The sequence below is a fragment of the Streptomyces sp. NPDC047869 genome (assembly GCF_040704065.1).
In the GTDB taxonomy this organism is placed as follows: Bacteria; Actinomycetota; Actinomycetes; order Streptomycetales; family Streptomycetaceae; genus Streptomyces.
Window position 1 is genome coordinate 170,372 of the sequence record NZ_JBEYRK010000012.1, and the last position, 25,127, is coordinate 195,498.

At 72.6% G+C, this 25,127-nt stretch carries 25 protein-coding genes; 8 read left to right on the forward strand and 17 right to left on the reverse strand.

The genetic code is table 11. From position 1 onward, the window contains the following. Positions 1-83: 83 nt before the first annotated feature. From rnc to recG, 7 genes are all read right to left on the reverse strand, one after another. Positions 84-863 carry a ribonuclease III gene (gene rnc, locus AB0924_RS18145; protein WP_358936835.1) on the reverse strand — a complete coding sequence of 260 codons (780 nt, stop codon included), beginning with the start codon at positions 861-863 and terminating at the stop codon, positions 84-86. A gap of 20 nt (positions 864-883) precedes the next feature. After that, complete coding sequence (gene rpmF / locus AB0924_RS18150) at positions 884-1,057, reverse strand: 50S ribosomal protein L32 (protein WP_003951102.1); 174 nt, start codon at positions 1,055-1,057, stop codon at positions 884-886. A gap of 2 nt (positions 1,058-1,059) precedes the next feature. After that, on the reverse strand, positions 1,060-1,704 hold the full coding sequence (locus tag AB0924_RS18155; RefSeq protein ID WP_358936837.1) for a YceD family protein: 645 nt from the start codon (positions 1,702-1,704) through the stop codon (positions 1,060-1,062). A 144-nt stretch (positions 1,705-1,848) separates the two neighbouring features. Further along, complete coding sequence (locus AB0924_RS18160; protein WP_358936839.1) at positions 1,849-2,964, reverse strand: cell division initiation protein; 1,116 nt, start codon at positions 2,962-2,964, stop codon at positions 1,849-1,851. Positions 2,965-3,021: 57 nt separating this feature from the next. Next, entirely contained in the window at positions 3,022-3,501 is a 480-nt protein-coding gene (gene coaD, locus AB0924_RS18165; RefSeq protein WP_358936898.1) for a pantetheine-phosphate adenylyltransferase, read from the reverse strand. Between the two features lie 26 nt (positions 3,502-3,527). Then, positions 3,528-4,115 (reverse strand): 16S rRNA (guanine(966)-N(2))-methyltransferase RsmD, encoded by a 588-nt coding sequence (gene rsmD, locus AB0924_RS18170; protein ID WP_358936841.1) that lies wholly within the window; start codon positions 4,113-4,115, stop codon positions 3,528-3,530. Positions 4,116-4,224: 109 nt separating this feature from the next. Next, a complete protein-coding gene (recG, locus tag AB0924_RS18175; protein ID WP_358936843.1) occupies positions 4,225-6,441 on the reverse strand; it encodes an ATP-dependent DNA helicase RecG in 2,217 nt (738 codons plus the stop codon). Positions 6,442-6,643: 202 nt separating this feature from the next. On the opposite strand from recG, the gene AB0924_RS18180 reads away from it, so the two are divergent. Both AB0924_RS18180 and AB0924_RS18185 read left to right on the forward strand, forming a co-directional pair. After that, positions 6,644-8,470 (forward strand): HSP90 family protein, encoded by a 1,827-nt coding sequence (locus tag AB0924_RS18180; RefSeq protein ID WP_366911910.1) that lies wholly within the window; start codon positions 6,644-6,646, stop codon positions 8,468-8,470. Beyond that, positions 8,470-11,439, forward strand: coding sequence for a tetratricopeptide repeat protein (locus AB0924_RS18185; protein ID WP_366911911.1), 2,970 nt, complete (start codon positions 8,470-8,472; stop codon positions 11,437-11,439). Before AB0924_RS18180 ends, AB0924_RS18185 begins: the two co-directional genes overlap by 1 nt. A gap of 23 nt (positions 11,440-11,462) precedes the next feature. Here AB0924_RS18185 and AB0924_RS18190 read toward each other — a convergent pair whose 3' ends face one another. Beyond that, positions 11,463-13,163 carry a DAK2 domain-containing protein gene (locus tag AB0924_RS18190; protein ID WP_366911912.1) on the reverse strand — a complete coding sequence of 567 codons (1,701 nt, stop codon included), beginning with the start codon at positions 13,161-13,163 and terminating at the stop codon, positions 11,463-11,465. A 259-nt stretch (positions 13,164-13,422) separates the two neighbouring features. On the opposite strand from AB0924_RS18190, the gene rpmB reads away from it, so the two are divergent. Continuing rightward, a complete protein-coding gene (gene rpmB, locus AB0924_RS18195; protein ID WP_003993230.1) occupies positions 13,423-13,608 on the forward strand; it encodes a 50S ribosomal protein L28 in 186 nt (61 codons plus the stop codon). Between the two features lie 144 nt (positions 13,609-13,752). On the opposite strand, the gene thiD is transcribed toward rpmB, so the two are convergent. Both thiD and AB0924_RS18205 read right to left on the reverse strand, forming a co-directional pair. After that, positions 13,753-14,544 (reverse strand): bifunctional hydroxymethylpyrimidine kinase/phosphomethylpyrimidine kinase, encoded by a 792-nt coding sequence (thiD, locus tag AB0924_RS18200; protein WP_366911913.1) that lies wholly within the window; start codon positions 14,542-14,544, stop codon positions 13,753-13,755. Then, the gene (locus tag AB0924_RS18205) at positions 14,541-15,506 is read right to left on the reverse strand and encodes a thiamine-phosphate kinase (protein WP_199212156.1); all 966 of its coding nucleotides are present in this window, start codon (positions 15,504-15,506) and stop codon (positions 14,541-14,543) included. The genes thiD and AB0924_RS18205 overlap by 4 nt, the downstream gene beginning before the upstream one ends. A 205-nt stretch (positions 15,507-15,711) precedes the next feature. On the opposite strand from AB0924_RS18205, the gene AB0924_RS18210 reads away from it, so the two are divergent. Next, positions 15,712-15,945 (forward strand): Lrp/AsnC ligand binding domain-containing protein, encoded by a 234-nt coding sequence (locus tag AB0924_RS18210; protein ID WP_143635949.1) that lies wholly within the window; start codon positions 15,712-15,714, stop codon positions 15,943-15,945. A 20-nt stretch (positions 15,946-15,965) separates the two neighbouring features. Then, positions 15,966-16,484, forward strand: coding sequence for a DUF3515 domain-containing protein (locus AB0924_RS18215; protein WP_358936856.1), 519 nt, complete (start codon positions 15,966-15,968; stop codon positions 16,482-16,484). 10 nt (positions 16,485-16,494) lie between these two features. Here the strand turns inward: AB0924_RS18215 and AB0924_RS18220 are convergent, their stop codons facing one another. The 3 genes from AB0924_RS18220 to AB0924_RS18230 all read right to left on the reverse strand — a co-directional run bounded on the left by AB0924_RS18220 (position 16,495) and on the right by AB0924_RS18230 (position 19,627). Further along, positions 16,495-17,652, reverse strand: coding sequence for a D-alanine--D-alanine ligase family protein (locus tag AB0924_RS18220; protein WP_366911915.1), 1,158 nt, complete (start codon positions 17,650-17,652; stop codon positions 16,495-16,497). A 125-nt stretch (positions 17,653-17,777) separates the two neighbouring features. Then, a complete protein-coding gene (locus AB0924_RS18225) occupies positions 17,778-18,788 on the reverse strand; it encodes an NAD(P)H-dependent glycerol-3-phosphate dehydrogenase (RefSeq protein WP_358936860.1) in 1,011 nt (336 codons plus the stop codon). Beyond that, positions 18,785-19,627, reverse strand: coding sequence for a lysophospholipid acyltransferase family protein (locus AB0924_RS18230; RefSeq protein ID WP_366911916.1), 843 nt, complete (start codon positions 19,625-19,627; stop codon positions 18,785-18,787). The genes AB0924_RS18225 and AB0924_RS18230 overlap by 4 nt, the downstream gene beginning before the upstream one ends. 218 nt (positions 19,628-19,845) lie before the next feature. On the opposite strand from AB0924_RS18230, the gene cofC reads away from it, so the two are divergent. After that, on the forward strand, positions 19,846-20,484 hold the full coding sequence (gene cofC / locus AB0924_RS18235; protein WP_366911917.1) for a 2-phospho-L-lactate guanylyltransferase: 639 nt from the start codon (positions 19,846-19,848) through the stop codon (positions 20,482-20,484). A 110-nt stretch (positions 20,485-20,594) separates the two neighbouring features. Then, on the forward strand, positions 20,595-20,798 hold the full coding sequence (locus tag AB0924_RS18240; RefSeq protein ID WP_366911918.1) for a hypothetical protein: 204 nt from the start codon (positions 20,595-20,597) through the stop codon (positions 20,796-20,798). A gap of 92 nt (positions 20,799-20,890) precedes the next feature. Here the strand turns inward: AB0924_RS18240 and AB0924_RS18245 are convergent, their stop codons facing one another. The 4 genes from AB0924_RS18245 to leuC all read right to left on the reverse strand — a co-directional run bounded on the left by AB0924_RS18245 (position 20,891) and on the right by leuC (position 24,196). Beyond that, positions 20,891-21,541, reverse strand: coding sequence for an HU family DNA-binding protein (locus tag AB0924_RS18245; protein ID WP_358936868.1), 651 nt, complete (start codon positions 21,539-21,541; stop codon positions 20,891-20,893). A gap of 136 nt (positions 21,542-21,677) precedes the next feature. Continuing rightward, the gene (locus tag AB0924_RS18250; RefSeq protein WP_366911920.1) at positions 21,678-21,908 is read right to left on the reverse strand and encodes a hypothetical protein; all 231 of its coding nucleotides are present in this window, start codon (positions 21,906-21,908) and stop codon (positions 21,678-21,680) included. A gap of 264 nt (positions 21,909-22,172) precedes the next feature. Beyond that, entirely contained in the window at positions 22,173-22,766 is a 594-nt protein-coding gene (gene leuD, locus AB0924_RS18255) for a 3-isopropylmalate dehydratase small subunit (protein ID WP_358936872.1), read from the reverse strand. 2 nt (positions 22,767-22,768) lie between these two features. Further along, on the reverse strand, positions 22,769-24,196 hold the full coding sequence (gene leuC, locus AB0924_RS18260) for a 3-isopropylmalate dehydratase large subunit (protein WP_366911921.1): 1,428 nt from the start codon (positions 24,194-24,196) through the stop codon (positions 22,769-22,771). A gap of 191 nt (positions 24,197-24,387) precedes the next feature. On the opposite strand from leuC, the gene ndgR reads away from it, so the two are divergent. Beyond that, on the forward strand, positions 24,388-25,104 hold the full coding sequence (gene ndgR / locus AB0924_RS18265) for an IclR family transcriptional regulator NdgR (RefSeq protein WP_009320373.1): 717 nt from the start codon (positions 24,388-24,390) through the stop codon (positions 25,102-25,104). The last annotated feature ends 23 nt before the right edge of the window (positions 25,105-25,127 follow it).

The following is a 25,127-nucleotide window of genomic DNA, read 5'->3' on the forward strand; positions in this document are numbered from 1 at the left end:
CGTGACCCCCGTACGAACCGTGGGATGAAGGCGAGCGCCCGCCCCGGCGTGAACGGCGGGGCGGGCGCTCGGTGTTGTTCTCGTCAGGCGGGCGCGGACGACGTGTCGTCGTCCTGGACGGCCTCCTTGGCCGCCTTGGCGCGCTCGTCCGCGGCGGCCCGGATGGCCCGCCAGGCGGACTCGGCGGCCTGCTGCTCCGCCTCCTTCTTGCTGCGGCCGGTGCCGGTGCCGTACGAGACGCCTCCGACGCGGGCGGCAGCAGTGAAGGTCTTCTCGTGATCCGGGCCGGTCTCCGTGACCAGGTACTCGGGGACACCGAGCCCTTCGGTCGCGGTCAGCTCCTGGAGACTGGTCTTCCAGTCCAGGCCGGCACCGAGATTCGAGGACTTCTCGATCAGCGGGTCGAACAGGCGGTGCACCAGTTCGGAGGCCGCGTCGAGGCCCTGGTCGAGATAGACCGCGCCGATCACCGCTTCAAGGGTGTCGGCGAGGATGGACGCCTTGTCCCGGCCGCCCGTGCCCTCTTCACCCCGGCCGAGCCGGATGAAGGAGCCCAGGTCGAGACCGCGGCCCACTTCCGCCAGCGCACGTGAGTTGACCACCGCGGCCCGCAGCTTGGCCAGTTGGCCTTCGGGCAGGTCGGGGTGGGTGCGGTACAGCGTGTCCGTGACGACGAGACCGAGGACGGAGTCCCCGAGGAACTCCAGCCGCTCGTTCGTCGGCAGACCGCCGTTCTCGTACGCGTAGGAACGGTGGGTCAGCGCTCGCACCAGAAGGGCGGACTCGAGCTGGTAGCCGAGCCGCCCTTCCAGAAGCGTGTGGGACGAGGCCTGGTTTTCCGCCGCCTTCTTGGGACTGGACACAGTGCCTCTCACCAGCCCGCTCAGACTTCGAGGACCTGGCGCTTGTTGTAGGTGCCGCAAGACGGGCACGCGATGTGCTGCTGCTTGGGCTCGTGGCAGCGCTCGCACGCAACCAGGGTGGGGACCGCAGCCTTCCACTGCGACCGGCGGTGGCGCGTGTTGCTGCGCGACATCTTCCGCTTCGGAACAGCCACGGCTACTTCTCCTGCTTCTCGTCGACGCCCGCTTCGGCGCCGCTCATCTCGTCCTTCTCGCCGTCCTGCATGGTGCCGGCGAGTCCCTGCAATGCCGCCCAACGAATGTCGACGGCGTCGTGGTGGTGGTCCGGGTCGTCCGCGAGCCGCGCTCCACACTCGGAGCACAGGCCCGGGCAGTCGTCCTGGCACACCGGCTGCATCGGCAGTGCGAGCACCACCGCATCGCGCAGCAGAGGTTCGAGGTCGAAGAGTCCGTCCTCGAGGTAGAACCTGTCCTCGTCGTCCTCGGCGTCGTCGCCCGGTTCCGCGATCACACGGCCCCGGTCGTCGGCGTCAGGGTACGAGAACAGCTCCTGGAAGTCCGCTTCGAGCTCCAGCCCGACCGGCTCCAGACACCTTACGCACTCCCCCTCGGCCTGTGCACGGGCGGTGCCTGTGACGAGCACCCCTTCCATGACCGACTCGAGCCGGAGTTCGAGCTCCACCGGGGCGCCTTCCGGCACTCCGATGACTCCCTGCAGACCGAGGTCCCTGGGGGCGTCGATCGTGCGGGTCAGGCGCTGCAGCGCGCCAGGACGCCGACCCAGCTCGTGCGTATCGAACACGAGGGGGTTTCGGTGGTCCAGCCGTGCGTTGGGTGCCATTCCTGCTTTCGATCTTCGAGCTCGGAGGGCCGCCGCCCGTCGGTGTTCCGGGCAGCGGTGATCGCGGACGTCCACGCGACCGAAGAGCCAGGATACTGGACCTTTCGCTCAGGGCCCAATCCGGTGGTGGCTCCGGGGCAACGGCTACAGGCCGCGCCCCTGTTCGTACGCCCGCAACTGCTCCGCGCTGATCATGCTGGTGTCGAAGAGGCTGGTCTCGTCGAGGGCGTACCCCTGCTGGTCCTGCGCCTGGTGGGGCTGGTGCGACTGGTGCACCTGCTGGGACTGCTGCGGGTCGTAGGCGGCCTGCTGGGGGTCGTACGCGGCCTGCTGGGGGGCGTAGGCGCCCTGATAGGCGTAGGGGTCGGCCTGCTGGTAGCCGTACTGGTCCTGCTGCGCATAGTCGGGCTGCCGCGGGAAGCCCCCGTACGGGTCGGGCTGCTGCTGGTAGCCGTAGGCCGGCTGCGGCTCGTACGACGGCTGCGGCGGCTGGACGGGCCGCGACGGCTGCTGGGCCGGTGCGGGGCGCTCGGCCGGGGCGTCGGCGAGGGCCGCGAGGTCGGCGAGGTAGTCGGCGTCGCTGGAGTGCTGGAAGGTCGTGGTGTCGTCGGCGAGGGCGCCGAGGTCGTCCGTGGCGATCCGGCCGTGCAGCTTCTGCCGGCCGCGGCCCACGGCCTCCAGGGTCTTGGCGAGGACCGCCTCGAAGGCACCGAGCTTGACGTCGACGTAGGCGTCGGCGTTGTGGCGCAGGGTCTCGGGGTCCTGGCTGCGCTCCGGCGCGTCCTCGTCCTCGTAGCCGTTCTCGTCCAGGCCTGGGCCGGTGCCGAGCAGCTTCTCGCGGCCGCGGCCGACCGAGCCGAGCGTCTTGGTGAGGACGACCTCGAAGTTGGCGAGCTTGGAGTCGACGTAGTCGTCGGCCTCGGCGCGGATCTCCTCGGCCTCGGCGCGGGCCTCGGTGAGGATCCGGTCGGCCTCGGCCTGGGAGCGGCGGGCGATCTCGGTGTCGGAGATCAGCGAGCCGCGCTCGGCGTGGGCGTTCTCGATGATCCGCCCGGCCTCGACGCGGGCCTGCTCGACCATCTGCTCACGGTCGCCGATCAGCTCCTGGGCCTGCGCGAGCGAGCCGGGCAGCGCCTGGCGCACCTCGTCGAGGAGCGCGAGCAGCTCGGCGCGGTTGACCACGCACGAGGCCGACATCGGCATGGACCGGGCGCCGGTGACCGCGGCGACGATCTCGTCGAGCTTCTTCTGGACGTCCACCTGTGCTCGCCACTCTCTACAGCTGTGTTGGAGACGGACGGGACGACTGTAGTCCCATCAGCCCTGGCGCAGACGCCCGTTCAGGGCCTCGAGAACCGCGGCCGGCACCAGGTGGGAGACGTCACCGCCCCAGGCCGCGACCTCCTTGACCAGCGAGGAGGAGAGGAAGCTGTAAGTGGGGTTCGTGGGCACGAACAGCGTTTCGACGCCGGTGAGGCCGTTGTTCATCTGGGCCATCTGCAGCTCGTAGTCGAAGTCGCTGACCGCGCGCAGGCCCTTGACGATGGCGGGGATGTCGCGCTGCTTGCAGAAGTCGACGAGGAGGCCGTGGAAGGCCTCGACCCGGACGTTGCCGTACTCGGCGGTGACCTCGCGGATCAGCTCGATCCGCTCCTCGATCTCGAACAGGCCCTTCTTGGACTGATTGATCATCACCGCCACGTAGACCTCGTCGTACAGACGCGAGGCGCGGGCAATGATGTCGAGGTGTCCGTTGGTGATCGGGTCGAACGACCCGGGACAGACGGCGCGGCGCACTGGTGATCCCTCGCTCTCCGGTCCGGTCATCGTGCGTCTTCGCACGTAGAGGCGGCGCGACCGTACCAAAACGTTCCCTCGCCGTAGCGGCGGGACCGGATCGCCTCGAAGCCGTCCGGCCAGTGGAACGGGCCGCCTCTGGTGCTGCGCTCCACGGTGACGAGGGCTTCTTCGGCGAGCCAGCCCTCCGAGCGGAGTGTGATCAGAATCTCCCGGAGATCGTCGTCCGTGACGGCGTACGGGGGATCCAGGAAGGCCAGCTCGTAAGGGGCGGCGGGGGGTGCCGTTCTGATCACTTGTTCCGCTTTGCCCGCTCTCACCTCGGCGCCGGGCAGGCCCAGGTTCCGCACGTTGTCCCGGACGGTCCTCGCCGCGCGGGCGTCCGCCTCGACCAGGAGGGTGTGGCCGGCGCCCCGGGAGAGTGCCTCCAGGCCCACGGCACCGGATCCGGCGTAGAGGTCGAGGACCCGCTCGCCGTCCAGGGGGCCGCCGAGCAGGGACTGCCAGGTGGAGAAGAGACCCTCGCGGGCGCGGTCGGACGTGGGGCGGGTTCCGGTGCCGGGCGGTACTGACAGGCGCCGTCCGCCGGCCCGGCCGGCGATCACGCGGGTCATGTGGGGTCCTTCTCCGTGGGCGGGTGTACGCCTCATTGTGGCCGGTCGCGCCCGCGCGGCGGTAGCCGCGTACGGGGTTCGGCCCCCGTGCCCCTCCGGGCGGTCCCCGTCAGCCCTTCTCCAGGTACTGCTCCCGCTCCTCGTCCAGCAGGGCGTCCAGGGCGGTCCGCAGGCCCGGAAGGCTCTCCAGCTCGGGGTCGGCCGCCACCACCGCCGCGGCCTCCTGTCTGGCCTCGGCGATGAGTTCCTCGTCCTCGATGACCGCGAGGACGCGCAGGCTGGTGCGGGCGCCGGACTGGGCCTGGCCGAGGACGTCGCCCTCGCGGCGCTGCTCCAGGTCGATGCGGGAGAGCTCGAAGCCGTCGAGGGTGGAGGCGACGGCGTTCAGGCGCTGGCGGGCGGCGCTGGCCTCGGGCATCTCGCTGACCAGGAGGCAGAGGCCGGGGGCCGAGCCGCGGCCCACCCGGCCGCGGAGCTGGTGGAGCTGGGAGACGCCGAAGCGGTCCGCGTCCATGATCACCATGGCGGTGGCGTTGGGTACGTTGACGCCGACCTCGATGACCGTGGTGGCGACCAGGACGTCCGCCTCGCCGGCCGCGAAGCGGCGCATGACGGCGTCCTTGTCGTCCGGGTGCATGCGGCCGTGCAGCACCTCGACCCGCAGGCCCTGGAGCGGGCCGCGGGCGAGCTGGTCGGCCACCTCGAGCACCGCGAGCGGCGGGCGTTTCTCTGCCTCGTCCTCGGCGGACTTCTTCGCGCCCTTCCCGCCGGCGTCCTCCTCGTCGCCGATCCGTGGGCAGACGACGTAGGCCTGGTGGCCGTTCTCCACCTCCTCGCGGACCCGCTCCCAGGCGCGGGCGAGGAAGTGCGGCTTGTCGGCGGCGGGGACGACATGGCTGGCGATCGGCGAGCGGCCGGCCGGGAGCTGGTCCAGGACGGAGGTCTCCAGGTCGCCGAAGACGGTCATGGCGACCGTGCGCGGGATGGGGGTGGCCGTCATGACCAGCAGGTGCGGGGGCTGCTTGCCCTTGCCGCGCAGGGCGTCGCGCTGCTCGACGCCGAAGCGGTGCTGTTCGTCCACGACCACCAGGCCGAGGTCGTGGAACTGGACCTTCTCCTCGATCAGGGCGTGGGTGCCGATGACCAGGCCGGCCTCGCCGGTGACCAGGTCGAGCAGGGCCTGGCGGCGGGCGGCCGCGCCCATCGAGCCGGTGAGCAGCACCACCTTGGTGGCGTGCTCGGTCCCGCCCAGCATGCCCCCCTCGGCCAGCTCGCCCATCATCTCGGTGACCGAGCGGTGGTGCTGCTGGGCGAGGACCTCGGTGGGCGCGAGCATCGCGGCCTGGCCGCCCGCGTCGACCACGGCGAGCATGGCGCGCAGTGCGACGAGGGTCTTGCCTGAGCCGACCTCGCCCTGGAGGAGGCGGTGCATCGGGTGCTCGGTGGCGAGGTCGTGGAAGATCTCCTCGGAGACCTTTTGCTGACCCTCGGTGAGGGTGAAGGGCAGCCGGTCGTCGAAGGCCGTCAGGAGACCGTCCGGCTTCGGCCGGCGGGCCACCGCGGGGAGCTGGGCGTCGGCGTGGCGGCGGCGGGCGAGGGCGACCTGGAGGACGAAGGCCTCGTCCCACTTCAGCCGGGCCCGGGCGTCGGCGATGTCGGCCTGGGTGTGCGGGCGGTGGATCTTGAGCAGGGCCTCGGGGAGGGGGACCAGGCCGCGGCCCTCCTGGAGGGAGGGCGGCAGGGGGTCGACGGCTTCCTGGGCGCTGGGCAGCACCGTCTGGACCGCCTTGCCGATCTTCCAGGACTCCAGTTTGGCGGTGGCCGGGTAGAGCGGGATCAGGGCGCCGGCCCAGGTCTCGACGCTCTCCTCGCTGTCGCCGCGCAGCAGTTCGTAGGCCGGATGGGCGAGCTGGAGGCGGCGGTTGAAGACGGAGACCTTGCCGGCGAACATCGCGCGCGTGCCCGGCAGCAGCTCCTTGTGGGGCTTGTGCACGCCGTTGCCGAAGAAGACCAGCTGGAGCCTGCCGCTGCCGTCGGTGATCGTCACCTCGAGGCGCTGCCCCTTGCCGCGCGGGGCCCGGGACGAGGCGAAGGTGTGCAGGCGGGCGTCGGCGACCTGCGCGACCACCGTGACGTGCTCGTCCATCGGCAGCTCGGCGAGCGGGGTGAGCCGGCCGCGCTCCTCGTATCTGCGCGGGTAGTGGTGCAGGAGGTCGCCGACCGAGTGCAGGCCGAGGTGCTCGGCCATCACCTTCGCGGTGGCGGGGCCGAGCACTGACTTCAGTGACTGCTTCAGGGGTTCTTCCAGTGCGGGCACGAGATCCATTGCACACCACCGCACCGACAAAGCCGTAGCGGCCGCCCGGCGGCTTCGGGTCCGCGAGCCGTACCGGTTCGGGAAACCGCTGGTCAGGTGGGCAGTTCCGGCTCTAGGATGGCGCGCTCCGGCCATCCCCCGCGGTCACCGCCCCATCCGGGACCGCCCGACCCCGCGCCGAACGCACGCTCCCCCCGCCGGCGCTGCGACGATGGACTCCCAGACCTCACAGTCATCCCAGGCACCCCAGTCACCCCACACGTTCCAGGTCGACCTGCGCGGTCTGGTGGACCTGCTCTCCCATCACCTCTACTCCAGTCCCAAGGTCTATCTGCGCGAGCTGCTGCAGAACGCGGTGGACGCCATCACGGCCCGGCGGGCCGAGGACCCCGGCGCCCCGGCGCGGGTGCGGCTGCACGCGGCGGACGGGACGCTGCGGGTGGAGGACACCGGCGTCGGGCTCACCGAGTCGGACGTGCACAGCCTGCTGGCGACCATCGGCCGCAGCTCCAAGCGTGCGGACGGCGTGCAGGAGGCCCGGTCCGGCTTCCTCGGGCAGTTCGGCATCGGTCTGCTGGCCTGTTTCGTGGTCGCCGAGCGGATCCGGGTGGTCAGCCGCAGCGCCCGCACACCCGGGGCCCCGCCGGTGGAGTGGACGGCCCGCGACGACGGCTCGTACAGCGTGCGCACACTGCCGGACGCGGAGCGGCCCGAGCCGGGCACCACCGTGCACCTGGTGGCCCGGGCCGGAGCGGCGCAGTGGCTGGCGCCCGAGCGGGTCCGCGCCCTGGCCCGGGACTTCGGCTCACTGCTGCCGTACGACGTCCGGGTGGACGAGGAGGCGGTCACCGACCTGCCGGCGCCCTGGGACCGCCCCTACCCCTCTCCGGCCGCCCGGCGGGTGGCGCTCGCCCGGCACTGCCACGAGCTGTTCGGGTTCACGCCCCTGGACTCGATCGGCCTGGACGTGCCGGTCGCCGGGATCCGCGGGGTGGCGTACGTGCTGCCGTCGGCGGTCAGCCCGGCGCAGCGGGCCACGCACCGGGTGCACCTGAAGGGCATGCTGCTCACCGAGCGGGCCGAACAGCTCCTGCCGGACTGGGCGTTCTTCGTGCGCTGCGTGCTGGACACCGACAGCCTGCGGCCCACGGCCTCGCGCGAGGCGCTGTACGAGGACGAGACGCTGGCGGCCGTGCGGGAGGCCCTGGGCGAGCGGATCAGGTCCTGGCTGACCGGGCTGGCGGCCGGTGACCCGGAGCGGCTGGCGGCGTTCCTCGCCGTGCACCACCTGGGCGCGAAGTCCCTGGCCCGGCACGACGGCGAGATGCTGCGCACGATGCTGCCGTGGCTGCCGTTCGAGACCACCGACGGTCAGCTCTCCCTGGAGGAGTTCGCGCAGCGGCACCCGGTGGTGCACTTCACGCGCACGGTCGAGGAGTACCGGCAGGTCGCGCCGATCGCCTCCGCGCAGGGCGTCGGGGTGGTCAACGGCGGTTACACGTACGACAGCGAGCTGGTGGAGGCGCTGCCCTCGGTGCGGCCGGGCACGGTGGTCGCCGAGCTGGACGCGGACACGGTGACCGCGCACCTGGACGCGCTGGATCCGGCGGATGAGCTGGCGCTGTCCGGATTCCTGGCGGCCGCGCGGGCGAAGCTCGACCCGCTGGGCTGCGATGTCGTCCTGCGCGCGTTCCACCCGCTGTCGGTGCCCGCGCTGCACCTGGACGACCGGGCCGCCCGGCACGAACAGGCCAGGGCCGAGGCCGAGGAGCGGGCCGACGACCTGTGGGCGGGCATCCTGGGCTCGCTGCGCGGCAGCGCACCGCGCGCGCGGCTGGTACTCAACCACCTCAACCCGCTGATCCGGCGGATCGCCTCGGTCCGGGACCCGGAGCTGATCGGCACCGCCACCGAGTCGCTGTACGGGCAGGCGCTGCTGATGGCGCAGCGCCCGCTCCGGCCGGCGGACTCGGCGCTGCTCAACCGGGCGTTCATCGGCCTGCTGGAGTGGGCCACACACGGGGAGAACGGTCACTGATGGGCGAGATCACGGACTTCGACGCGCTGCGCCGGGCGATGGCGGAGAACTCGGAGCGGCCGGAAGGGCCCGCCCGCAACGCGCGCGCGGAGCAGCTGCTCGCCGAGGCCGAGCGGCTGAACGTCCCGCTCGCCGTGATCGAGGCGCTCGGGCACCAGTTGAAGGTCTACAACTACAGCTCCGAGAAGGACAAGATGTTCGTCCCGTTCGCGCGGCTGCTGCGCCTGTGGGACGAACGGCCCGAGGACTTCGACGAGTACGAGACGCATTCCCTGCACTGGGTCTTCAAGTGGATGTCGGCGGGCATGCTGGACCAGCCGCACGTCCCGCTGGCGTCGGTCGAGAAGTGGCTCGGTGAGATGGAGCACCGCTACCGGCTCGCCGGGCACTCCGAACGGGCCGTGCGCGCCGCCGAGTTCAGCGTGGCCGTGCACATCGGTGACCTCGGCCGGGCCGGGCGGGCGTACGCCGCCTGGCTGGCCGCGGACCGGGACCGGATGGCCGACTGCCACGCCTGCGAGCTGCACGGGCAGGGCACCTGGCAGGTCGAGTGCGGGGAGGACGCGGAGGCGCTGCGGCTGTGGCGGCCGGTGCTGGAGGGCGAGTACAGCTGCGCCCACGAGCCGCACACCGTGCTGGCCTCCTCGCTGGCGCCGCTGCTGCGCCTCGGCCGGACGGACGAGGCGCGCGCCCACCATCTGCGCGGCTTCCGCCTGGTGCGTCCCATGGAGAGCATGCGCGGCGCCTACGCCGACCATGTGGAGTTCTGCGCGCTGACCGGCAACGAGGCGCGCGGTCTGGAGCTGCTGGCCGAGCGGCCGGCGTACTTCACGGACCCCGGGCATCCGCGCAGCCGGCTGGAGTTCCTGGCCGTGGTGGCCCTGCTGATGGACCGGCTGACCGTTCTCGGCCTGGGCGGGCAGCGGGTGCCGGGGCCGGCCGGGCGGACCTGGACCGCGGGGGAACTGGCCGGCCACGCGCGCGCGGAGGCACTGGAACTGGCGGCGCGGTTCGACGCGCGCAACGGCACGTCGTACGTCGGCGACCGCGTCCGCGCGCGGATGGCCCAGCAGCCGCTGGTGGAGCGGCTGCCGCTGGGTGTGCGCGCGGTGCGCTCCCACCCGGCGCCGGTGGTCGCGCCGCCCGCGCCCGAGGCGGCCGCGGCTTCCGGCGAGGCCGGCCTGGCCGATCTGCTGGCCGATCTGCTGGCCGAGGCGCGCCGGCTGTCGGACACGCTGCGGCCGCACGCGCTGGAGGCGTGGGCGGCGGTCGCGCGGGCCGCCGAAGGGGCCGAGCTGGAGCCGCGCGACCGGGCGGAGATCGCCGACCACCAGGCGATGGAACGCGGCCCCGAGGGCGCCCCCTTGTTCGAGCGGGCCGCCGCGCTGTACGCGGAGGCGGGAGACCCCGGCGAGGCGCTGGCGGCACGCGCGCGGGGCGCGTACGCGCGGGCACTGGCGGGCGAGGCGGACGCCGCGGTGACGGCGGTCGCCGCGCTCCGCGACGAGGTGCTCGCCCTGTACGCCGCGGAGGGCACCGGCGTACGGCAGACGGCGGCGGTGCTGATGAGCCGGGCGCGGATCCTCGTGCGGCGGCTGCACGAGTACGGCGGGGACGGCGACGGCGGCGTGGGCGGCGACCCGGCGGAGGCGCTCGCGGAGGCCGGACATGCCGTGCGGGAGGTGCTGGCGCTCGTAGGGGGACGCGCGGAGGGAGACGTACGGCTGGCCGCCCGGGCCGCCGAGGCGCGCGGGATGCTCGCCGGTCTCGCCGCGCTCACCGGGGACGCGGAGCAGGCCGCCGAGGGTCACCGGCTGGCCGCCGCCGAGTACGTGGCGGCCGGTCTGCCCTGGTTCGCGGTGGAGCACGAGGTCGAGGCGGCCGGGCTGGCCCACGGGCTCGGTGACCCGGCCGGGACCGAGCGGGCGCTGCGGTCGGCGCTGGAGCACGGCGGCCCGTACGTGGAGCCCGCCGGGCGGGCCCAGCTCCATCTCCAGCTCGCCGAGGTGATCGGCGGCCGGGGCGGGGCCGGGGAGGCCGCGGAGCACGCGCTGGAGGCCGCGCACTGGGCCGACGAGGCGGGCGAGAGCCGCACGCTGGGCGCGTGGGCACGGCACCAGCTCGGCGGATTCCTGCTGCGCGAGGGGCGGTGCGCGGAGGCCGCCGAGGTGCTGGAGTCGGCGCTGCCCGACCTGACCGCCGAGACGCACGGCGAAGGGGCCGTCGTACAGGCGCAGTGGTGGCTCGGGGACTGCCTGAGCGAGCTGGGCGAGCACCGGGCGGCGGCGGAACGGCGGCTGCGGGCCGCCGAGATCGCCCGGCACTGGCCCGAGCAGCAGGACCACGCCACGCTCGCCCATCTCGCCGCGGAGTCGCTGGGGGACGCGGGGCTGCTCGAGGACGCGGACCGTGCCTACGCGCGCGCGGGCGAGCTGTGGCGCGGGCTCGGCAACCCGTACTTCCTGGTGCGCTCGTTGCGTGCCCGTGCCTGGTTGGCGTTGCGCGGCGAGGGAGCGGCGGACGGGGCGCGGGAGCTGATGGAGGAGGCGGTGCGCGAGTGCGAGCACGCCCTGGCGACGGCGGAGCCGGCGGTCCGGGACCGGCTCACGGCGGAACTGGCGAACACGCACCGTCAGTTCGGTGATCTGCTGGCCCGGTCGGCCGGGGGCGCCGAGGACGGGGAGGGGGATGGGGACGGGGACACCGCAGAGACCTTCGAGGCGGCGCTGGCCCGGATGGACCGCGCGGCCGAGCTGTTCGGCACGCTCGGCGCGGAGGGGCTGCACGGCCGCACCGGCGCCGAACTCGCCGCGGGCCGGCTGGAGGCCGGCCTCGGCCGCCCGGCCCGGGCGGCGGCACGCGCGCGCGGTGTCCTCGCGGCCTGCGCGGACCCGGGCGTCCCGGACGACACGGCCCGCTCCCGCCGCGCCGAGGCCGAGGAGCTGCTCGGCGCTCTGCCGGACCACTGAGCGGGCGCCTCACGGCACCTCGGTCACTCCACGCCGATGAGCAGCGGGGATCCCTGGCGGCCGCCTCGGTAGACGAGCGTGTCCACCGCCAGGTAGGACTCGCGGACGTGGGTCTCCAGGTGGGTGGCGACGGACTCGGGGGCCTCGTCCCCGACGACGAGGGTGACCAGTTCGCCGCCCGCCCGGAGCATGCGGTCCAGGAGGGTCTCGGCGGTGGCGGTGAGGTCCGGCCCGATCACCGCCACATCGCCGTCGATCAGGCCCAGCACGTCCCCGGCCTGGCAGATGCCGGCCGACGTCCAGGACTGGCGTTCGGCGACGAGGACCTCGGCGTACCGGGTGGCGCCCGCCGCCGAGGTCATCTGGACGACGTCCTCGTCGAACCGGCGCCCGGGCTCGTGCACGGCGAGCGCGGCGATGCCCTGGACCGCCGAGCGGGTCGGGATCAGGGCGACCCGGATGCCCTCGGTGCGGGCCTGCTCGGCGGCCGCGGCGGCGGTGTGGCGCAGCTCGGCGTCGTTGGGCAGCAGCACCACCTCGCGCGCGTGGGCACGCCGTACGGCCTGCACCAGCTCACCGCTGGCGGGCGGCTCCCCTGGGCGGGCGAGCACGGTGGTCGCGCCGGCCTCGGTGTACAGCCCGGCCAGACCCTCGCCGGGCACGACGGCGACGACCGCCCGCTGGGCGCGCTCGCGCGGCGGCCGCTCGCCGCCGGTGTGCACGTCGTCGGCCCCGAAGTGGGTGATCCGGATCCGGTACGGCCGGCCCGCCTCGACGCCGGCTTCCACGGCGGCCCCCGCGTCGTCGACGTGCACGTGCACGTTCCACAGTCCGTCGCCGCCGACCACGACGAGGGAGTCCCCGAGGGTGTCGAGCCGCGCGCGCAGCCGGGCCACGGCCTCGTCGCCGGCCTCCAGGAGGTAGATCACCTCGTATGCGGGGCCGTCGTCGTCGGTGCCGTCGGCGCAGGTCTCGGTGTCGGAGACGGCCGCGACGCGCGCGTGCGCCTCGGCGACGGCGGCCGCGGTCTCGCGGACGGTCTCCCGCGCCCTGGGGATCTCGTTGACCGTCTCTCCCGTGCACGCCTCGACCAGGGCGCCGAGAACCGTGACCAGCCCCCGGCCGCCCGCGTCGACCACTCCGGCCCGCCGCAGCACGGCGAGCTGCCCCGGGGTCTCGGCCAGTGCCAGACCGGCGCCCTCGTAGGCGGCCCGGGCGACCGCCCCGCAGTCGTCCTGCGCCCCCTCGGCGGCGGCCGCGGCGGCCGCGGCGACGGTGAGCACGGTGCCCTCGACGGGGTGGGCCACGGCCCGGCGGGCGGAGTCGGCGGCGTTCCGCAGGGCCAGGCGCAGTCCGGCGGCGTCGCAGTGGGACGCCTCCCCCGCCTCGCCCCCGGCGAGCACCTGGGCCATGCCCCGCAGAAGCTGGGCGAGGATCGTGCCGGAGTTGCCCCGGGCCCCGATGAGCGCTCCGTGGGCCATCGCGCGCGCGGCGTCCGCGAGGGAGGGCTCCTCGGCCCCGGTCCCGTACCCGGCGAACACGGCCTCGACGGCGGTGGCGGCCGACTCCACGGTCAGGTACAGATTGGTCCCGGTGTCCCCGTCGGCCACGGGATAGACGTTGATCGCGTCGATCTCCTCGCGCGCCCGCCCGAGCGCGCGCAACGCCAGACCGCACCAGGTGCGCACCGCGAGAGCATCCAGTGTCTGCGGCACCTGCGCCACCTGCGCCTCCCTGAGCTGCTTGGACGTGGACGCAGCGTAGACCCCGGAGCGGTGGCCTCCGGAAGAGGGCCGGGAGCGGGCCCCTGAGCTGCCATGGTAGTTTCGCCGTACGGACGCAGTCGTTGTATGCTGCTCCGGTTGCCCGATCCTGATCGGGCCATTCCCCCTGGCAACGCCACTCAAGGTCTCGGATCCTAGGATCTCGATCCCGGCATGCCGGGATCAACCGTAAGTGCATCTGAAGTCTTTGGAGTGACCCGTGGCTGCCAACTGCGACGTCTGCGGCAAGGGGCCGGGCTTCGGCAACAACATCTCGCACTCGCACCGCCGTACGTCCCGCCGCTGGAACCCGAACATCCAGCGTGTGCGTACCGTGGTCGGCGGGACGCCGAAGCGCGTGAACGCCTGCACCTCGTGCATCAAGGCCGGCAAGGTCTCGCGCTGACGCATAGCTGAGCGCGCGGCCACCGTCCGGTCCGCCGCACTGAGCCGGTCCACCTCCGGGTGGGCCGGCTTTTTGCCGTGCCCGGAAACATGCCCGTAGGCGCGGGACGACCCCCGTACGGGATCATCTCCCGTAGCGGCAAGATCACTTCGGTGACCGGAACCGCCACCCGTGGTCCACCGGTCCGATCCCCGCGCCCAGCGGGAACCCGGCGGCGATCGCCCCGGTCACGTACTCCTTGGCCCGGGTCACCGCCTCCGGCACGGTCAGGCCCTTCGCCAGACCCGACGCGACGGCCGAGGCGAGCGTGCAGCCGGTGCCGTGGGTGTGCCGGTTGTCGTGGCGCGGGGCCCGCAGCCAGTGCTCCCGCGAGCCGTCCGTGAGCAGGTCCACGGCGTCGCCGGACAGATGCCCGCCCTTGATCAGCACCCACCGCGGGCCGTACTCCAGCACGGCCGCCGCGGCCCGCCGCAGATCGCCCTCGGAGTCGACCCGCACCCCCGTGAGTTGGGTCACCTCGTCGAGGTTGGGCGTGGCCACGGTCGCCACCGGCAGCAGCCTGCCCCGGACCGAGTCCAGGGCGGAGGCGGCGAGCAGCGGATCGCCGTGCTTGGAGACGCCCACCGGGTCCACCACGGCCGGCACGCCGGTGCTGGAGATCAACTCGGCGACCGCCTCGACCAGTTCGGCCGAGGCGAGCATCCCGGTCTTCACGGCCTGCACGCCGATGTCGTCGACCACGCTGCGGTACTGGGCCCGTACGGCCTCCACCGGCAGTTCCCAGGCGCCCTGCACGCCCAGCGAGTTCTGCGCGGTCACCGCCGTGATCACGCTCATCCCGTGCACACCGAGCGCCAGCATCGTCTTCAGGTCGGCCTGCACGCCCGCGCCGCCGCCCGAATCGGACCCGGCGACCGTGAGCACCCGGGGGATCACGACTCGATGTCCCCGAAGTGGTCCCAGCCGCCCTTGCTGGTCCACGGGGCCCCGTCGACGGTCACCTGGGGCAGCGCCGAGGGGTTGAGGACCTCGCCGATCACCTTCCAGCGGGCCGGGAGCTTGGCGTCCGGCGGGAACGTGGCCACGATCGCGTGGTCCTCTCCCCCGGTCAGTACCCACTGGAGCGGGTCGACGCCGACGGCCTGCCCGATGTCGTTCATCTGGGTCGGGATGTCGATCGCGCCGGACCGGATGTCGATGCGCACCTTGCTGGCCTCGGCGATGTGGCCGAGGTCGGCGATCAGACCGTCGCTGACGTCGCACATCGCGGTGGCGCCGAGCGCGGCGGCGGCCGGGCCCGCGTGGTACGGCGGCTCGGGGCGCCGGTGGGCCTCCACGAACGCGCGCGGCGAGCGGAAGCCGCGGGAGAGCACCGCATAGCCGGCCGCGGACCAGCCCAGCCAGCCCGTGACGGCCACGAGGTCGCCGGGCTGGGCGCCGGCGCGGGTCACCGGCTCCTGGTTGCGCAGATCGCCGAGTGCGGTGATCGACACCATGATGGTGTCCCCGCGCACGACGTCCCCGCCCACCACCGCGGCACCCGCGACCTGGCACTCGTCGCGCAGTCCGTCCATCAGCTCGGTCGGCCAGGTGACCGGGAGTTCGGCCGGGACGACCAGGCCGAGCAGCAGCGCGGTGGGTACGGCGCCCATCGCGGCGATGTCCGCCAGGTTCTGCGCCGCGGCCTTGCGCCCGACGTCGTACGCCGTGGACCAGTCGCGGCGGAAGTGCCGTCCCTCCAGCAGGATGTCGGTGCTCGCCACCACCCTGCGGTCGGGCGCGGCGACCACCGCGGCGTCGTCACCGGGGCCGACCCGGACCACCGGGGTCGTGGTGAGACGGGAGGTCAGCTCCCGGATGAGCCCGAACTCACCCAACTCACCCACTGTGCCCTTCATTGCCTCAAGCCCCTTCTGTGCCTGTGCGTGCCCGGTCGCGCGTCATCAGTCTCCCCGATACCGTCGAGATGACCGTCAACTTCTGTCGTGCCTGCACCCCTGGCGCGCAAGCCCGGCCCCCGCGGGTCTCCCCGCGGGGAGCGGCGACGCGATACCGTGGCGTTCCTTTTCCCCACATGATCCTCGTGGCCGCCCTGGAGGTTCCGTGGTACAGGCGTACATCCTGATCCAGACGGAGGTCGGCAAGGCGTCGACCGTCGCCGAGACGATCGGCAAGATCCCTGGAGTGATCCAGGCCGAGGACGTGACGGGACCGTACGACGTCATCGTGCGCGCCCAGTCCGACACCGTCGACGAACTCGGTCGCATGGTGGTCGCGAAGGTCCAGCAAGTGGACGGCATCACCCGCACCCTGACCTGCCCGGTCGTCCATCTGTAGCCCCCGTCTACGCTTGGCCGGTGAACTTCTTCCGTCCCCGGCCGTTCGGCCTGCTCGCGCCCGCGCTGCTGATCGCGGTCGCGGGCTGCTCCACAGCAGACGACAGCGCCACGGTCGCGGTTCCCACCCCCGACGCGAAGACGGCAAAAGTCTGCCGGGACCTGCACCGGGCACTGCCCGGGAAGCTCGACGGACGGAGCCGTCACGACCCCGAGCCCCGGTCCGCCTACACGGCGGGCTGGGGAAGCCCGGCGATCATACTGCGCTGCGGTGTCGTACGGCCGCCGAAGATGGTCGACCCCGAGGTCGCTCAGGGCGGCGACCCGGACGCCGTCGCGGGCGGGGTGAACGGCGTCGACTGGCTGATGGAGAAGAGCGGCGACGGCACCTGGCGGTTCACCACGGCGAACCGCGTGGCCTATGCGCAGGTGAGCCTGCCGGCGGGGATGTCGGCGCAGGACGAGGGCGCCTCGGTGCTCACGGAACTGGCCGGCGCCGTGAAGAAGGCGATCCCCAAGGGGATCGCCTCCATGCGGTGAGCGCGCGGGGTCAGCGCAGTCCGGTCGGGCGGCGCAGGGCCGCCTGCACCAGCCGGTCCACCAGCTCCGGGTAGCTGATCCCGGTGGCCTGCCACATCTTCGGGTACATCGAGATCGGCGTGAAGCCGGGCATGGTGTTGATCTCGTTGATCACGAACTCGCCGTCCTCGTCGAGGAAGAAGTCGGCGCGGACCAGGCCCTCGCAGGAGGCCGCCTCGAACGCCTCGACCGCGAGCCGCCGCACCTCGGCGGTCTCCTCGTCGGTGAGCGGGGCCGGGACGATGCCGGGCGTGGAGTCGATGTACTTGGCCTCGAAGTCGTAGTAGGCGTGCGCGTCCGGCGGCGGGATCTCGGCCGGCACGGAGGCGCGCGGCCCGTCCTCGAACTCCAGGACGCCGCACTCGATCTCGCGGCCGCGGACGGCGGCCTCGATCAGGATCTTCGGGTCGTGCGACTGGGCCTCGGCGATCGCCTCGTCCAGGCCTGAGAGGTCGTCGACCTTGGTGATGCCGATGGAGGAGCCCGCGCGCGCGGGCTTCACGAACAGCGGCCAGCCGTGCTCGCCGGCGAAGTCGACGATCCGCTTGCGGGCCGCGGACTCGTTCCGCTCCCACTCGCGGGGGCGGATCACCAGGTACGGGCCGACCTTGAGCCCGAAGGAGGTGAACACCCGCTTCATGTACTCCTTGTCCTGGCCGACGGCCGAGGCGAGCACGCCCGAGCCCACATACGGCACTCCGGACAGCTCCAGGAGGCCCTGGAGGGTGCCGTCCTCGCCGTACGGGCCGTGCAGCACCGGGAAGACCACGTCGACCTCGCCGAGGGCCTTGGGCACCGAGCCGGGCTCGCTGTAGACGACCTCGCGGTTCGCGGGGTCGACGGGGAGCACCACGCCGCCCTCGTGCGACTCGGCCAGCTCCGCCACGCTCGGGGTGCGGCGGTCGGTGATGGCCATCCGGTCCGGCTCGTCGGCCGTCAGCGCCCAACGCCCGTCCGCGGTGATGCCGATCGGCAGGACGTCGTACTTCGTCCGGTCGATGGCCTTGAGGACGGCGCCCGCGGTGACCACGGAGATCCCGTGCTCGGAGCTGCGCCCGCCGAACACGACGGCCACGCGCGGCTTGCGGGACGGCTGGTCAGGGCTCTGGGGGAGGTTCTCGGTGCTCATATCGGGTTGAGAGTACCCGTTGGTATCCCCCAAGTCAGCGGCCGCTCCGGCGCGGTCGCTCAGCGTCGCACGGACGGTCGCTCAGCGTCGCGCCGGCGGTGGCCCGGCGCCGCGTGGGGCGGGGTTCAGCGCCGCTCGGGCTTGGCGCTGCGCGACATCAGCTCCTTGACGGCGACGACCGGCGGCTTGCCCTCGTGCACGATGTCCACGACCGTCTCCGTGATGGGCATCTCGACACCGTGCCGGCGGGCCAGATCCGCCACCGACTCGCAGGACTTGACGCCCTCGGCGGTCTGCTTGGTGACCGTGATGGTCTGCTCGAGGGTCATGCCCTTGCCGAGGTTGGTGCCGAAGGTGTGGTTGCGGGACAGCGGCGACGAGCAGGTGGCCACCAGATCGCCGAGGCCCGCGAGTCCGGAGAATGTCAGCGGGTCCGCGCCGAGCGCCATGCCGAGCCGGGTGGTCTCGGCGAGGCCGCGGGTGATGAGCGAGCCCTTCGCGTTGTCGCCGAGGCCCATGCCGTCGGCGATGCCGACCGCGAGGCCGATCACGTTCTTGACCGCGCCGCCGAGTTCGCAGCCGATCACGTCGGTGTTGGTGTACGGCCGGAAGTACGGCGTGTGGCAGGCCGCCTGGAGCCGCCGGGCGACGGCCTCGTCGGTGCAGGCCACGACGGCCGCGGCGGGCATGCGGGCGGCGATCTCGCGGGCCAGGTTGGGTCCGGTGACGACGGCGATGCGGTCGGCGCCGACCTTGGCGACGTCGTCGATCACCTCGCTCATCCGCATGGTGGAGCCCAGCTCGACGCCCTTCATCAGGGAGACGAGCACGGTGCCCGGCGCGAGCAGCGGGGTCCACTCGGCGAGGTTGGCGCGCAGCGTCTGGGAGGGGACGGCGAGGACGGTGAAGTCCGCGTCGCGCAGCGCCTCGGCGGCGTCGGCGGTGGCCCTGAGGTTGCGCGGGAGTTCGACGCCGGGCAGGTAGTCGGGGTTGGTGCGGGTGGAGTTGACCGCCTCGGCCAGCTCCGGACGGCGGGCCCACAGGGTCACCTCGCAGCCCGCGTCGGCGAGAACCATGCCGAAGGCGGTGCCCCACGAGCCGGTGCCCATGACGGCGGCGCGCACGGTCTTGCTCACTTGCCGCTCTCCTCCTCGGTGCCGGTCCGCGAGACTTCCCTGGCGGCCTCCGTGGCCTGCGGGCCGCCGGCGGCCGTGTCGGCGCCTGCGCCCACTCGCGCGGCCTGCGCGGCGGTCCTGCGGCGCTGCTCGATCCGCTCGCGGCGCGGGTCGTAGGGGGTGTCGGGCGCCTTCTCGCCGCGGATCTCCTCGAGCTGGCGGGTGACGGCCGCCATGATGACCTCCGTGGCCTCCCGCAGCACGTCGGCGGTCATCTCCCTGTCGTAGAAACGGGAGAGGTCCACGGGCGGCCCGGCCAGGACCTGGTGCGTCTTGCGCGGCAGGAGATGGGGCTTCTTGGCGTAGGGCGGCAGCAGTTCGTTGCAGCCCCACTGGGCGACCGGGATCACCGGGCACTTGGTCTGCAGGGCCACGCGGGCGGCACCGGTCTTGGCGGTCATGGGCCAGCCGTCGGGGTCGCGGGTGAGGGTGCCCTCGGGGTAGAAGGCGACGCACTCGCCGCGCTCCACGGCGTCGATCGCGGCCCGGAACGCGCTGAGCGCGTCCGTGCTCTCGCGGTAGACGGGGATCTGCCCGGTGCCGCGCATGGCGGCGCCGACGAATCCCTTCTTGAAAAGGCCGCTCTTCGCCAGGAATCGCGGAACCCGTCCGGTGTTGTACTGATAGTGCGCGTACGCGAAGGGGTCCACATGTGAATTGTGGTTCACCGCGGTGATAAATCCGCCCTCGGCCGGAATGTGCTCCATTCCGCGCCAGTCCCGCTTGATCAGGACCACCAGTGGCGGTTTGCAGAGGACCGCGGCGAAGCGGTACCAGAACCCGATTTGGCGGCGGGGCACGCGGACACCTTCCTCTAGGCCTCTAAGGGCTGTCACCTCGGCACCTCGGCCGGGGGGCCGCACAAGTGTCGCCCCAGGCCGCCGGTCTGTCGAGAACACCGTACGCCCGCCTGTCCCCGGCCACCGCCCTGCCGGGACCGTCGCGTCCTCACCGGTACCCCACCCGGCCGGACGCGGCCGGGTGACAATGAGCGCGACAAGAGAGGGACGGTACGCCGGTGCAGTGGACGTTGGTCATCCCCCTGAAGCCTCTGGCGCGGGCCAAGAGCAGGCTCTCGGACACCGCCGCGGACGGGGTGCGCCCCGGGCTGGCACTGGCGTTCGCGCAGGACACGGTGGCCGGGGCGCTGGCCTGCACGGCGGTCGCGGATGTGGTGGTCGTCACGGACGACGCGCTGGCCGACCGGACCTTGGAGGCGCTGGGCGCCCGGATCGTCCCGGACGCTCCGGGCAGCGGGCTGAACGCCGCGCTCGGGCACGGGGCGGCCGTCGTACGGGAATCGCGCCCGGCCGCCGCGGTCGCGGCGCTGAACGCGGATCTCCCGGCGCTGCGCCCAATGGAATTGTCCCGGGTGCTGGATGCCGCGGCCGAATATCCGCGTGCCTTTCTCGCGGACGCCGCCGCGGTGGGCACGACTCTGCTGAGCGCGGCCCCGGGGCAGCCGTTGCGGCCGGCATTCGGCCTCGATTCCCGGGCCCGGCACCGGGCGTCGGGAGCAGCGGAACTCGGGCTCGCGGACGTGAATTCGGTACGGCAGGACGTGGACACCGGTGATGATCTGCGGGCGGCGCTGGCGCTGGGGGTCGGGCCGTACACCGCCGCGGTGTCCGCGGGGTTGCTGATTCCGGGGTCGTGACGAACGCCCCGAAGGGCCGCGGGGAACCGCGCGATCAGCCACCACGGGCCGGCATCCGGCGGCGTACCGCGCCCCGACGGCGGGGGACCGCAGGCACTACGCTGGCCGTCATGCACGCCACCGCATACACCTACGACCCCGGCACCCGCAGCGGGCAGGTGCTGCTCGACGACGGGACCCCTCTGCCCTTCGAGGCGGCGGCGTTCGACGCGGGCGGGCTGCGGTTGCTGCGGCCCGGGCAGCGGGTGCGGATCGAGACGGAGCGCGAGGGCGCGGCCGTACGGATCACCCTGGTGACTCTGCAGACGTTCTAGGGGTGTTGATCAAGGCCGCACACACGCCGCGGGCCGGGCTCCCGAGGGGAGTCCGGCCCGGCGCGTGAGTGCCCGTGAGTGCCTTGGTGACGTCAGGAGGCCTTGCGGGCGGTGGCCTTCTTGGCGGTGGTCTTGCGGGCCGTCGACTTCTTGGCCGGGGCCTTCTTGGCGGTGACCTTCTTGGCCGGGGCCTTCTTGGCCGTCGCCTTCTTCGCGGTGGTCTTCTTCGCCGCGGCGGTCTTGGCGGTCGCCGTGGTCTTCTTGGCGGTGGTCTTCTTCGCCGTGGCCTTCTTCGCGGCGGCGGTGGTCTTCTTCGCCGGTGCCGCCTTCTTGGCGGTGGTCTTCTTCGCCGCGGCCGCCTTGGTCGTCTTCTTCGCGGCGGCCTTCTTGACCGTGGCGGAAGCGCCGCCGGTCAGGCTGCCCTTGGGCGCCTTCTTCACCGAGACCTCGCCGCCCCGCGGAAGCTTCTTCGAGCCGCTCACCAGGTCCTTGAAGCCCTGGCCCGCGCGGAAGCGCGGCACGGAGGTCTTCTTGACGCGAACCCGCTCGCCCGTCTGGGGGTTACGGGCGTAGCGAGCGGGACGGTCCACCTTCTCGAAGGACCCGAAGCCGGTGACCGAGACCCGCTCGCCCGCGACGACCGAGCGGACGATGGCGTCCAGGACATGATCGACAGCCTCGGCGGCCTGCTGGCGGCCGCCCATCTTGTCGGCAATCGCTTCTACGAGCTGCGCCTTGTTCACGTCTTCCCCTTCGGAGACATCGCCAGAACGATAGTGTTCAAGCTTTTTCGCACGTTAGGCAGATATATACCGCAAATCAAACACGAAACGGGCTTATCACCCTTGTGCCGCAGCGAAATCGGCTGTCCCGGACCGCTCAGTCGTCCTCTTCGGGGATCCGTCCCACGTCGAGGTCCGCGTTGAACCGCTCCAGTCGCCTTGCCGCAGCGGCGAGATCATGCTTGGCCGCGGCCGTAATGACCAGCAGCTTCCGGGTCAGCGCCATCCGTACGCCCTCCGGGACTTGCAGTGCGCGCACCCTTGAGTGCGCTTCCTTGAGTTGGTCCGCGACCGCCGCATAGAGCTCGAGTTGGCCGTCGTGGTCCATGCACAGATTGTGCCATCTGGGGCGAGTTGTCGCCTGCGCAGGGTGCAACTGCCGCGCCGGACAGTCCTGTCGGCGCTCGCGCGGACCTTGGTCCCGCGGAACGCCTACCCGGCCAACCACCCCTCTAACGTGGGAAGTTGTGTGCTTCGGCGGGCCGGCGCGGGACCGTTCGGGGGCAGACATGGCTGTACCCCCGATCGTGGCGATCGGGGGTACAGCCGGTGTGTTGGGGTGGCCGAAAGTCGACCTGCCGGGGCCGCCGGGTCAGACCTGGAGCGTGCGCGGCTTGTGGGCGGGCCGCTTGCCCTCGTAGTCGGCGATGTCGGTCTCGTCCCGCAGCGTGATGGAGATGTCGTCCAGCCCGTTCAGCAGCCGCCAGCGGGAGTTCTCGTCCAGCTCGAAGGAGGCGGTGATGCCCTCGGCGCGCACCTCACGGGTCTGCAGGTCGACGGTGATCTCGGTCTGCGGGTCCGCCTCGGTCAGCTTCCACAGCGCGTCCACGACCTCCTGGTCGAGCACCACCGTGAGCAGGCCGTTCTTCAGCGAGTTGCCCCTGAAGATGTCCGCGAAGCGGGAGGAGATCACGGTCTTGAAGCCGTAGTTCTGCAGCGCCCAGACGGCGTGCTCCCGGGAGGAGCCGGTGCCGAAGTCGGGACCGGCGACCAGGACGGTCGCGCCCTGCCGCTCGGGACGGTTGAGCACGAACTCCGGGTCCTTGCGCCAGGCCTCGAACAGCCCGTCCTCGAAGCCGTCCCGGGTCACCTTCTTGAGCCAGTGGGCGGGGATGATCTGGTCGGTGTCGACGTTGCTGCGGCGCAGCGGGACGGCCCGGCCGGTGTGGGTGGTGAAGGCTTCCATGGTTATCGGACTCCAGCGGGCGTGCGGTCGTCGGTCAGGTCGGCGGGCGAGGCCAGGTGGCCGAGGACCGCGGTGGCCGCCGCGACCTGCGGCGACACCAGGTGGGTCCGGCCGCCCTTGCCCTGCCGGCCCTCGAAGTTGCGGTTGGAGGTGGACGCGGAGCGCTCGCCCGGGGCCAGCTGGTCGGGGTTCATGCCGAGGCACATCGAGCAGCCCGCGTGCCGCCACTCGGCGCCGGCCTCCTTGAAGACCACGTCCAGACCCTCGGAGACGGCCTGCAGACCGACCCGGACGGAGCCCGGGACGACCAGCATCCGTACGCCGTCGGCGACTTTGCGGCCGCGCAGCAGATCGGCGGCGGCGCGCAGGTCCTCGATACGGCCGTTGGTGCAGGAGCCTACGAAGACGGTGTCCACGTCGATGGAGCGCAGCGGCTGGCCGGCCGCCAACCCCATGTACTCCAGGGCCTTTTCGGCGGCGAGGCGCTCCGAAGCGTCTTCGTACGAAGCCGGGTCGGGGACGGATGCCGAAAGCGGCGCGCCCTGGCCGGGGTTGGTACCCCAGGTGACGAACGGCGACAGCTCGTCCGCGGTGATGACGACCTCGGCGTCGAAGACCGCGTCCTCGTCGGTGCGCAGGGTCTTCCAGTACTCGACCGCGGCGTCCCAGTCGGCACCCTCGGGGGCGTGCGGGCGGCCCTTGAGGTACTCGAAGGTGGTCTCGTCCGGGGCGATCATGCCGGCGCGGGCACCGGCCTCGATCGACATGTTGCAGATGGTCATCCGGGCTTCCATCGAGAGCTTCTCGATGGCGGAGCCGCGGTACTCCAGGACGTAGCCCTGGCCGCCTCCGGTGCCGATCCTCGCGATGATCGCCAGGATCAGGTCCTTGGCGGTGACGCCATCGGGCAGCTCGCCGTCGACGGTGATGGCCATGGTCTTCGGGCGGGCCATCGGCAGCGTCTGGGTGGCCAGCACGTGCTCCACCTGGGAGGTGCCGATGCCGAACGCCAGCGCGCCGAACGCGCCGTGCGTCGAGGTGTGGGAGTCGCCGCAGACCACGGTGGTGCCGGGCTGCGTCAGGCCCAGCTGGGGGCCGACGACGTGCACGACGCCCTGCTCGACGTCGCCCAGCGGGTGCAGCCGGACCCCGAACTCGGCGCAGTTCTTGCGCAGCGTCTCCAGCTGGGCGCGGGAGACCGGGTCGGCGATGGGCTTGTCGATGTCGAGGGTCGGGGTGTTGTGGTCCTCGGTCGCGATGGTGAGGTCGAGACGGCGCACCTGGCGACCACTCTTGCGCAGCCCGTCGAAGGCCTGCGGGCTGGTCACCTCGTGCAGGAGGTGCAGATCGATGTAGAGGAGGTCGGGCTCGCCCTCGGCGCGCCGGACGACGTGGTCGTCCCAGACCTTCTCCGCGAGTGTCCTACCCATCGCTTTCCCTCCGGCCGGCGAGCGTCCACCGGCCCAACTCGAGATCTTGGGGAGACGGCGCCCGCGCCCCGGTGTTCTCGGACGCCCGCCGCCGGGCCCTGTGGTGCGCGGGCCGCTGTGTGATTCCAGGGTGGCGCGTTCCACGGAAAATTGAACTTGCGTTTCACAGAGTGAGACGCGAGTATCGTTGCATGGACAACAGTAGCGGCGTCGGCGTTCTGGACAAGGCGGCCCTCGTCCTGAGCGCTCTGGAGTCCGGTCCGGCCACCCTCGCGGGTCTGGTCGGCGCCACCGGACTGGCACGACCCACGGCCCACCGCCTGGCCGTGGCCCTGGAACACCACCGCATGGTGGCACGCGACATGCAGGGCCGGTTCATCCTCGGCCCGCGCCTCGCGGAACTGGCGGCGGCGGCCGGCGAGGACCGCCTGCTCGCCACGGCCGGCCCCGTGCTCACCCACCTCCGGGATGTCACCGGCGAGAGCGCGCAGCTCTACCGGCGCCAGGGTGACATGCGGATCTGCGTGGCCGCGGCCGAGCGTCTGTCCGGCCTGCGGGACACGGTCCCGGTCGGCTCCACACTGACCATGAAGGCCGGTTCCTCCGCCCAGATCCTGATGGCCTGGGAGGAGCCGGAGCGGCTGCACCGCGGCCTGCAGGGCGCCCGTTTCACGGCGACGGCCCTGTCCGGCGTACGGCGGCGCGGCTGGGCACAGTCCATCGGCGAGCGCGAGCCGGGCGTGGCCTCCGTCTCCGCGCCCGTGCGCGGCCCCTCCAACCGTGTGGTGGCCGCGGTGTCCGTCTCCGGCCCGATCGAGCGCCTGACCCGCCATCCGGGCCGTATGCACGCCCAGGCCGTCATCGACGCGGCGGCCCGCCTCTCCGAGGCGCTGCGCCGCTCGGGCTGAGCACTGACACCCCGGGAACGTCA

What these genes read in the sequence shown, in the direction of transcription:
- AB0924_RS18250 (WP_366911920.1), bottom strand. Translation starts at nt 21,908, where the DNA reads ATGGACCACGACGGCCAACTCGAGCTCTATGCGGCGGTCGCGGACCAA.
- leuC (WP_366911921.1), bottom strand. Translation starts at nt 24,196, where the DNA reads ATGGGTAGGACACTCGCGGAGAAGGTCTGGGACGACCACGTCGTCCGG.
- AB0924_RS18180 (WP_366911910.1), top strand. Translation starts at nt 6,644, where the DNA reads ATGGACTCCCAGACCTCACAGTCATCCCAGGCACCCCAGTCACCCCAC.
- AB0924_RS18185 (WP_366911911.1), top strand. Translation starts at nt 8,470, where the DNA reads ATGGGCGAGATCACGGACTTCGACGCGCTGCGCCGGGCGATGGCGGAG.
- AB0924_RS18220 (WP_366911915.1), bottom strand. Translation starts at nt 17,652, where the DNA reads ATGAGCACCGAGAACCTCCCCCAGAGCCCTGACCAGCCGTCCCGCAAG.
- AB0924_RS18205 (WP_199212156.1), bottom strand. Translation starts at nt 15,506, where the DNA reads ATGAAGGGCACAGTGGGTGAGTTGGGTGAGTTCGGGCTCATCCGGGAG.
- AB0924_RS18155 (WP_358936837.1), bottom strand. Translation starts at nt 1,704, where the DNA reads ATGGCACCCAACGCACGGCTGGACCACCGAAACCCCCTCGTGTTCGAT.
- rsmD (WP_358936841.1), bottom strand. Translation starts at nt 4,115, where the DNA reads ATGACCCGCGTGATCGCCGGCCGGGCCGGCGGACGGCGCCTGTCAGTA.
- AB0924_RS18240 (WP_366911918.1), top strand. Translation starts at nt 20,595, where the DNA reads ATGCACGCCACCGCATACACCTACGACCCCGGCACCCGCAGCGGGCAG.
- recG (WP_358936843.1), bottom strand. Translation starts at nt 6,441, where the DNA reads ATGGATCTCGTGCCCGCACTGGAAGAACCCCTGAAGCAGTCACTGAAG.
- leuD (WP_358936872.1), bottom strand. Translation starts at nt 22,766, where the DNA reads ATGGAAGCCTTCACCACCCACACCGGCCGGGCCGTCCCGCTGCGCCGC.
- ndgR (WP_009320373.1), top strand. Translation starts at nt 24,388, where the DNA reads ATGGACAACAGTAGCGGCGTCGGCGTTCTGGACAAGGCGGCCCTCGTC.